Origin of the sequence: uncultured Bacteroides sp. (assembly GCF_910585845.1) — a bacterium.
Taxonomy (GTDB): Bacteria; Bacteroidota; Bacteroidia; order Bacteroidales; family Bacteroidaceae; genus Bacteroides.
In genome coordinates this window covers 1-7,374 of sequence record NZ_CAJUHF010000087.1, presented here as the reverse complement: position 1 = coordinate 7,374, position 7,374 = coordinate 1, and the positions used below count along the sequence as shown (strand labels likewise).

The 7,374-nt window shown below is 47.7% G+C and carries 5 protein-coding genes; 4 read left to right on the top strand and 1 reads right to left on the bottom strand.

Annotated elements, in window-relative coordinates; genetic code table 11:
• Window positions 1-299: 299 nt before the first annotated feature.
• Window positions 300-1,187, bottom strand: coding sequence for an ACP S-malonyltransferase (gene fabD / locus QZ323_RS14290; protein ID WP_294635369.1), 888 nt, complete (start codon window positions 1,185-1,187; stop codon window positions 300-302).
• A gap of 458 nt (window positions 1,188-1,645) precedes the next feature.
• Between fabD and QZ323_RS14285 the strand changes: the two genes are divergently transcribed.
• From QZ323_RS14285 to xylE, 4 genes are all read left to right on the top strand, one after another.
• Window positions 1,646-2,377 carry an NUDIX domain-containing protein gene (locus tag QZ323_RS14285; protein ID WP_294635368.1) on the top strand — a complete coding sequence of 244 codons (732 nt, stop codon included), beginning with the start codon at window positions 1,646-1,648 and terminating at the stop codon, window positions 2,375-2,377.
• A 246-nt stretch (window positions 2,378-2,623) separates the two neighbouring features.
• Window positions 2,624-4,114, top strand: a complete 1,491-nt coding sequence (locus tag QZ323_RS14280) for an FGGY-family carbohydrate kinase (RefSeq protein ID WP_294635367.1) — start codon at window positions 2,624-2,626, stop codon at window positions 4,112-4,114.
• Window positions 4,115-4,216: 102 nt separating this feature from the next.
• Window positions 4,217-5,533, top strand: coding sequence for a xylose isomerase (xylA, locus tag QZ323_RS14275; RefSeq protein WP_294635366.1), 1,317 nt, complete (start codon window positions 4,217-4,219; stop codon window positions 5,531-5,533).
• A gap of 134 nt (window positions 5,534-5,667) precedes the next feature.
• Window positions 5,668-7,119, top strand: coding sequence for a D-xylose transporter XylE (xylE, locus tag QZ323_RS14270; RefSeq protein WP_294635365.1), 1,452 nt, complete (start codon window positions 5,668-5,670; stop codon window positions 7,117-7,119).
• Window positions 7,120-7,374 lie beyond the last annotated feature (255 nt).

The window sequence follows — 7,374 nt, the reverse complement described above, 5'->3', positions numbered from 1 at the left end:
GTGTGCAACTTTTTCATTTGTAAATATTTAGATTCTTAATTCAACCAACGAGTAGATATTATCTATATATAGGAATAAGAGCTGAAAAAGAGCGAATATTTTTCTTTGTCCGGTAGATACGGCTTTATTTTAGGGGCGGATATGGGGCTTTTTGCTTTATACTTTCTCTGTGTAGATAGGTATGGAGATCGCTACTATTGTAATTTGATTTGGAAGAATAAGTCTCTACGGTCGAAGAGATAAAAATGGGGTTGCCTCTCACTTGGAAAGGCAACCCCGGAAAGTATAACTAGTAAGGATTATGCAATGCCATGAGCCGTTGCTTCCGGCGCGATTTTCTTGATGAGGCCTTGCAGCACGGCGCCCGGTCCGCATTCCGTGAAGTCGGTGGCACCGTCGGCAACCATGTTTTTCACCGTCTGCGTCCAACGGACAGAGGCAGTCAACTGTGCAACCAGATTCGTCTTGATTTCTGCCGGATCGGTGTGGGGCAGGGCGTCTACGTTCTGATAGACCGGACACTTCGGAGTGTGGAACTCAGTAGCGTTGATGGCTGCTTCCAGTTCGACTTTGGCAGGGTTCATCAGCGGAGAGTGGAATGCACCACCCACCTTCAAAGGTAGGGCGCGTTTGGCTCCGGCGGCTTTCATCTGCTCGCATGCCTTGTTGATGCCCTCGATAGAGCCGGAAATTACGATTTGTCCCGGACAATTGTAGTTGGCTGCTACGCAAACTTCGCCTTCGGCTGTCACTTGCTTACAAATCTCTTCCACTTTCTCGTCGGGCAGGGCAATGATGGCAGCCATCGTAGAAGGCTGTGCCTCGCAGGCTTTCTGCATAGCCATAGCACGTGCATAGACCAACTTCAGTCCGTCTTCGAAACTCAGTGCGCCTGCGGCTACCAATGCGGAGAATTCGCCTAATGAGTGACCGGCGGTCATTTCGGGTTTGAAGTCGTCGCCCATGCAGAGGGCGGAGATAACAGAGTGGAGGAATACAGCCGGTTGGGTTACCTTGGTCTGGCGCAAATCCTCGTCCGTGCCGTTGAACATAATATCCGTAATGCGATATCCGAGGATATCATTAGCTTTTTCAAACAATTCTTTTGCTAAAGCGGAATTTTCGTACAGGTCTTTACCCATTCCTACGAATTGGGCACCCTGACCCGGAAATACAAATGCTTTCATCTTGTTCTTATTTTAGATGTTAAATAAAAAAGTGGCGCAAAGGTACGGCTTTTCCCGGTAAAAACCGCACAAAAGCATGATTTTTGTGCATTAAGGGAATAGAGGGGCTATGGACACTTTTGTTCTTCTGGTTTCCACAAAAGAAGAACTTTTCCGCATGAAATGCTTTGCTTTAAAAAGACAATAAGCCTATACGGGGAACAGCTACGGAACGGGCTACTAAAATCCTTATAAATAAAGCAGTTCATCCTTATTGTATTTCCTACAATTAGAATGCTTCGCCGCATACCTGTAATACATATTGTCTTTTTAATGATAAGCCTATGGATTGATATTGTAAAATGTACGATATGTATTTTATTGTAAAATAATGCTTTATAACATATTAATTTTTATCTTTTCCTTGCTTGCTTATTCGGAAAACCTGTTTATCTTTGCAGCGCTTAAAGATAGATATTATGCAAGACATGGAACATGAAATCCCATTGGCTAACAATCATATCTCGGTAGATTGCGTTGTGATTGGTTTTGACGGAGAGCAGTTGAAGGTTCTTCTAGTGAAACGTGTGGGCGAGGAGCAAGGTGAAGTTTTCCACGATATGAAACTTCCCGGGAGTCTTATCTATATGGACGAAGACTTGGACGGAGCTGCCAAACGCGTCTTGAACGAGCTGACAGGGCTAAAGAGTGTCAAACTGGTGCAGTTCAAGGCATTTGGCTCAAAGAACAGGACCAAGGATCCGAAGGATATCCATTGGTTGGAGAGGGCTATGAAGTCGAAAGTGGAACGCATCGTCACCATTGCCTATCTCTCTTTGGTGAAGATAGACCGTGCCTTGAGTCGTAATCTGGACGACTTCGAAGCATACTGGGTGCCACTGCCGGATGTCAAGGCACTGGCTTTCGACCACAATCTGATCATAAAAGAAGCGTTGATTTATATCCGTCAATATGTCGAGGTCAACCCTTCGGCATTGTTCGACTGGCTTCCCCGTAAATTTACGGCGTCGCAACTGCGTACGCTATACGAACTGATCTACGGCAAACCCATTGATGTGAGGAACTTTCACAAGAAGATTGCGATGATGGAATACGTCGTTCCGCTGGAAGAGAAACAACAAGGAGTCGCGCACCGGGCAGCACGCTATTATCGTTTCGACAAGAAGATATATAATAAGGTGAGACGGTGAGGAGATTTATGGTTTTAGACTTATGGTTTATGTAGCAACGGATAGGATTTGAGTTTCGCATCAGGCGTGTTTCCGCCTCAGGGATATAAATCGTAAATCAGCAATCATAAACTTATCAATAAAGAAAATCATAAATTGAGAATCATAAATCAATAGAAAGTATAGGTTATCGTGAATCACAGATTATCAGTAATCATAGACTTTCGATAATATAAATCATAAATTAAAAATCATAATTCTAAGAGCATGTATTTATTAGGCTATGACATTGGAAGCTCGTCCGTAAAAGCGAGTCTGGTGAACGCTGAGACAGGCAAATGTGTGTCTTCTGCCTTCTTCCCGAAGACAGAAGCTGTCATCATCGCAGTAAAACAGGGCTGGGCGGAACAAAATCCGGAAAGCTGGTGGGAGAACCTGAAACTCGCCACGCAAGCGATTATGGCAGAATCGGGTGTAAACGCAGGTGAAATCAAGGCAATCGGTATCTCTTACCAGATGCACGGGTTGGTGTGTGTAGATAAGGATCAGAACGTGTTGCGTCCTTCTATTATCTGGTGCGATTCGCGTGCCGTGTCTTACGGACAACGTGCATTCGAGACGTTGGGAGAGGAGCGCTGTCTTTCGCATCTGCTGAATTCTCCGGGCAATTTCACCGCTTCCAAACTGGCTTGGGTGAAGGAGAACGAGCCTGAGTTGTACGAGCGGATTTATAAAATCATGCTTCCGGGTGATTACATTGCCATGAAACTGAGCGGAGAAATCTGTACTACCGTCTCCGGACTTTCGGAAGGCATGTTCTGGGATTTCAAGAACAACCGCGTGGCTGACTTCCTGATGGATTACTATGGCTTCGACAACTCTCTGATTGCAGATATCAAACCTACCTTCGCCGAACAAGGACGCGTGAGCGTTGCCGCAGCGAAGGAACTGGGACTGAAAGAAGGCACACCGATTACATACCGTGCAGGCGATCAGCCGAATAATGCCCTGTCGCTGAACGTGTTCAATCCGGGTGAGATCGCTTCTACTGCCGGTACTTCGGGCGTGGTGTATGGCGTGAACGGCGAAGTGAACTACGATCCGAAATCGCGCGTAAATACCTTTGCCCACGTGAACCATACGGACGAGCAGACCCGTTTGGGTGTTCTGCTTTGCATCAACGGTACGGGCATCCTGAACTCTTGGGTGAAACGGACAATCGTTCCCGAAGGCATCTCTTACAACGAGATGAATGTATTGGCATCGCAAGCTCCCATCGGCAGTGGCGGCGTCAGCATCCTGCCTTTCGGCAACGGAGCGGAACGCATGCTCGAGAACAAAGAAATCAATTGCTCCATCCGTGGATTGAACTTCAACCTGCATGGCAAGCAGCACATCGTACGCGCAGCACAAGAGGGCATCGTGTTCTCCTTCAAATATGGCATCGACATTATGGAAGGTATGGGTATCCCCGTGCAGAAGATACATGCAGGACACGCGAACATGTTCCTCAGCTCCATTTTCCGCGATACGCTGGCAGGCGTGACGGGTGCGGTGATCGAACTGTACGACACCGACGGTTCGGTGGGTGCAGCCAAAGGTGCGGGTATCGGCGCAGGCATCTACAAGGACAATAATGAGGCTTTTGCCACACTGGACAAACTGGATGTCATTGAGCCTAACCAGACCAAACGCCAGGAATATGCGGATGCGTATGTACGCTGGAAACATCGTCTGGAGAAATCAATGGCTAAATAAAGAATGGTTAGTGGCCGAAGAAAGAACGGTCGGTAACTGGATAATGAATAATAGATAATCAACAATCAACAACATATAAACCCTAAAAAAACAAATTAAATTATGGCAACAAAAGAGTATTTTCCTGGAATAGGAAAGATTAAGTTTGAAGGTAAAGAGAGTAGAAACCCGATGGCATTCCGTTATTACGATGCCGAAAAGGTGATCATGGGCAAGAAGATGAAGGACTGGTTGAAGTTCTCTATGGCTTGGTGGCACACACTCTGCGCAGAAGGTGGCGACCAGTTCGGTGGCGGTACCAAGAAGTTCCCTTGGAACGGTGAGGCTGATGCCGTACAGGCTGCCAAGAACAAGTTGGATGCCGGCTTCGAGTTCATGCAGAAGATGGGTATCGAATACTATTGCTTCCACGATGTAGACCTCGTATCCGAAGGCTCAAGCATCGAAGAGTATGAAGCTAACCTGAAAGCTATTGTCGCATACGCTAAGCAGAAACAAGAAGAAACAGGCATCAAACTGTTGTGGGGTACTGCCAACGTATTCGGTCATGCACGTTATATGAACGGTGCCGCTACGAATCCTGACTTCGACGTTGTAGCACGCGCTGCCGTTCAGATCAAGAACGCCATCGACGCTACGATCGAACTGGGTGGTACAAACTATGTATTCTGGGGTGGCCGCGAAGGTTACATGTCACTGCTGAACACCGACCAGAAGCGTGAGAAGGAACACTTGGCACAGATGCTGACCTTGGCTCGCGACTATGCACGTGCACGTGGTTTCAAGGGTACTTTCCTGATCGAACCGAAACCGATGGAACCCTCTAAGCATCAGTATGACGTAGATACAGAAACGGTTATCGGCTTCCTGAAAGCTCACGGTCTGGAGAAGGACTTCAAAGTGAACATCGAGGTTAACCACGCTACGTTGGCCGGCCACACATTCGAACACGAACTGGCTGTAGCCGTAGACAACGGTATGCTGGGTTCTATCGACGCCAACCGTGGTGACTATCAGAACGGTTGGGATACCGACCAGTTCCCCATCGACAACTATGAACTGACTCAGGCCATGATGCAGATCATCCGCAACGGTGGCTTCGGCGATGGCGGTACGAACTTCGATGCCAAGACGCGTCGCAACTCTACCGACTTGGAAGATATCTTCATCGCACACATTGCCGGTATGGACGTGATGGCACGTGCCTTGGAAAGCGCAGCCAAGTTGCTGGAAGAGTCTCCTTACAAGAAGATGCTGGCAGACCGTTATGCATCGTTCGACGCCGGCAAGGGTAAGGAATTTGAAGAAGGCAAGCTGACTCTGGAAGACGTTGTGGCTTATGCAAAGGCTAACGGCGAACCGAAACAGACCAGCGGCAAGCAAGAGTTGTATGAAGCAATCCTGAACATGTATTGCTAATCAGAACATGCATTGCTGATATGTCAAGATGAGAAATGATGGAGTGGTAGGGTGATAGGTTTTCTATTGCCTTATCACTTTGTTATTATCATTTTGTCTCTTTCCACTCATTTATCAACCTAATCTTTTTTATCATGAATGATACTAACAATGGTAGTAAGCTCTACCTTTATTCCATTACAACTGTTGCCATCTTGGGTGGACTGTTGTTTGGATATGATACAGCCGTGATTTCCGGTGCAGAAAAGGGGCTTGAGGCATTCTTCCTGCAAGCGACCGACTTCCAATATGACAAGGTGATGCACGGCATCACTTCTTCCAGTGCGCTCATCGGTTGCGTGATTGGTGGTGCGCTTTCCGGCTTCTTCGCTTCCCGCTTGGGACGGCGCAACTCCTTGCGGCTGGCATCCGTGCTGTTCTTCCTGTCGGCACTGGGTTCTTACTATCCCGAAGTGCTGTTTTTCAACTACGGTGAGCCGAATCTGAATCTGCTCATCACGTTCAACCTGTACCGTGTACTGGGTGGTATCGGCGTGGGACTGGCGTCTGCAGTATGTCCGATGTACATTGCCGAGATTGCCCCTTCCGACATTCGGGGTACGCTGGTCTCTTGTAACCAGTTTGCCATCATCTTCGGTATGCTGGTGGTCTATTTTGTTAACTATCTGATTATGGGCGACCACACCAATCCCATTATCGACAAGAGCGTGGACGGCATTCTGTCCGTCAATCCGGCATCGGACATGTGGAGCGTCAAGACAGGCTGGCGTTATATGTTCGGTTCCGAAGCTTTCCCGGCTGCCCTGTTCGGCTGCCTGCTGTTCTTCGTGCCGAAGACACCGCGTTATCTGGTGCTGATACATCAGGAAGAGAAAGCCTATTCCATCCTGGAGAAGGTGAACGGCACAAGCAAGGCACGGGAGATTCTGGAAGAGATCAAGGCTACTGCCAAGGAGAAGACCGAGAAGTTGTTCTCATACGGTGTGGCAGTGATCGTGATCGGTATTCTGCTTTCCGTATTCCAGCAGGCCATCGGCATCAATGCTGTGCTATATTACGCTCCGCGTATCTTTGAGAGTGCAGGTGCAGAGGGCGGCGGCATGATGCAGACCGTTATTATGGGTATCGTGAACATTGTATTTACGCTTGTCGCTATCTTTACGGTAGACCGCTTCGGGCGTAAACCGTTGCTGGTGATTGGTTCTATCGGTATGGCTGTCGGTGCGTTCGCTGTGGCTATGTGCGATAGCATGGGCATCAAAGGCATCGTACCGGTATTGTCCATCATCGTGTATGCAGCTTTCTTCATGATGTCATGGGGACCGATCTGCTGGGTGCTGATTGCCGAAATCTTCCCCAATACCATCCGTGGTAAAGCTGTGGCGATTGCCGTTGCTTTCCAGTGGATTTTCAATTACATCGTGTCGTCCACTTTCCCGGCATTGTACGATTTCAGCCCGATGTTTGCATATAGCCTGTATGGCATAATCTGCGTTGCCGCTGCGATCTTTGTTTGGCGATGGGTGCCTGAGACGAAAGGAAAGACACTGGAGGATATGAGCAACTTGTGGAAAAAGAACAAGTGACAGTGTGGGTTTTGATCTATAATGTGAACTTTGATCTATAACATGTGAACTTGATTTATAAAAAAGGTGCGGCTAAACGGTCGCATTTTTTTTATAATATGACGAAAAGGAGAGGCTGCAAAAATCATCTCGTGAGACGGATGATTTTGTCTCGCGGAATGAAAAAATCCGTCTCACGAGCCGAATATTTTCGTCTCACGAGTAACCATTCTATTTTCCGCCTTGACACGCATCGCAACCCAGCATATCTTTGCG

What these genes read in the sequence shown, in the direction of transcription:
- fabD (WP_294635369.1), bottom strand. Translation starts at nt 1,187, where the DNA reads ATGAAAGCATTTGTATTTCCGGGTCAGGGTGCCCAATTCGTAGGAATG.
- QZ323_RS14285 (WP_294635368.1), top strand. Translation starts at nt 1,646, where the DNA reads ATGCAAGACATGGAACATGAAATCCCATTGGCTAACAATCATATCTCG.
- QZ323_RS14280 (WP_294635367.1), top strand. Translation starts at nt 2,624, where the DNA reads ATGTATTTATTAGGCTATGACATTGGAAGCTCGTCCGTAAAAGCGAGT.
- xylA (WP_294635366.1), top strand. Translation starts at nt 4,217, where the DNA reads ATGGCAACAAAAGAGTATTTTCCTGGAATAGGAAAGATTAAGTTTGAA.
- xylE (WP_294635365.1), top strand. Translation starts at nt 5,668, where the DNA reads ATGAATGATACTAACAATGGTAGTAAGCTCTACCTTTATTCCATTACA.